The sequence below is a fragment of the Tissierella praeacuta DSM 18095 genome, from assembly GCF_900128955.1.
Lineage (GTDB): Bacteria > Bacillota > Clostridia > Tissierellales > Tissierellaceae > Tissierella > Tissierella praeacuta.
In genome coordinates this window covers 1-1405 of sequence record NZ_FQTY01000041.1, presented here as the reverse complement: position 1 = coordinate 1405, position 1405 = coordinate 1, and the positions used below count along the sequence as shown (strand labels likewise).

Below are 1405 nucleotides of genomic sequence, written 5' to 3'. Positions count from 1 at the left end.
AAAGTTGATTTGATTTATGCTATAGCAACACCAGCAGCCCAATCTGCAAAACAATCTACTAATGATATTCCTATACTATTTAGTGCAGTAACTGATCCTGTGAAATCAGAAATAGTTACAGATTGGAAGAATGTTGGTGGCAATGTAACTGGAACATCTGACATGGCTCCTACAGATTCACAGTTAAAAATGTTTAAAGAAATTGACCCTAGTATAAAAACTATTGGTATATTATATAATACCTCTGAAGCAAATTCTGAAATTCAAATAGAAGAAGTAAAAAATCTAGCTCCAAATGAAGGTTTAGAAATAATTACAGTTGGAATAAGTAATGTTAATGAACTTCCTCAGGCTATAGATTCAATATTAAACAAAGTTGATGGTATTTATGCTCTTAGTGATAATCTCATAGCTTCTTCTGTGGAGTTATTATCAAAAAAACTTATGGATAAAAAAATTATATCTGTTTGTGCAGAAGAAACTCAAGTAAAAGGAGGATTATTGATAACAAATGGACTTAGTTATTATGAGTTAGGTAAACAAACGGCTAAAATGGCAAAAGAAATACTTGTAGATAAAAAACATGTTTCTACTATACCAGTCGGTGTAGCAGAAAAAACTATAACAACAGTAAATATAAATACTTTAGAAGCATTAGAATTAGATATAAATCTTTCACTCTTTAAAGATGCTATAAAGATAGAAGAATAATTTTAAAATACAACTTAATATTTTTAACTATACTTATAAGAAAGACATCTATGATCTATAGAGGCAACTTCTCTTAAAGATTCCATAAGCCCCTTCCATGAAATTAGAGATTTCAGCTGCCTTCTATAGGAAACCATCAGAGATTTTTAAATTTTTTCAAAAAAGGTATTGACATTACTACAATAAAGTATTATCATTTTATCTAATATTAAAAAATGCTCTGATGGAGAGAAAGATATCATTGATTATTTAAAGAGAGTTGGGAAGGGTGAAAACCAACAATAACAAGATATGTAATATACACTCCTGAGCCGATTTGCTAAAAGGTTATCCAAGTAGGCAAATCCGAAAGCCCATCGTTATAAGGGATAAGACTGTTAGGTCTGATTGAGTGATGACTTTTGTCATAATTAGGGTGGTACCACGGAGATATAATCTTTCGTCCCTATAAGTATAGTTAAAAACTATATTTATAGAGATTGAAAGATTTTTTTATGACTTAACACAGGAAATTAAGTTAGGTTAAATTTAGTTGGAAAACTACGTGAGGTTACTTAACCAAATTTAAATTGTCAATTCTCAATCGTCAATTCAAATTGAGGAGGATAAAAAAATGAAAAAAAGTAAGATTAGTAAATTAGTATCTTTAGCAGTAAGTGGTATAGTATTTTTATCAGGTTGTAATTCAAATGTA

1 protein-coding gene and 1 other annotated feature are annotated in these 1405 nt (G+C 29.3%); the gene reads left to right on the top strand.

All coding sequences use genetic code 11. The features are described 5' to 3' along the window. Positions 1–711: ABC transporter substrate-binding protein (locus BUB33_RS15645; protein ID WP_072978158.1), on the top strand; the 711-nt coding region annotated here is incomplete at its 5' end. Positions 712–922: 211 nt separating this feature from the next. After that, positions 923–1161 (top strand) — a binding site (T-box leader). The last annotated feature ends 244 nt before the right edge of the window (positions 1162–1405 follow it).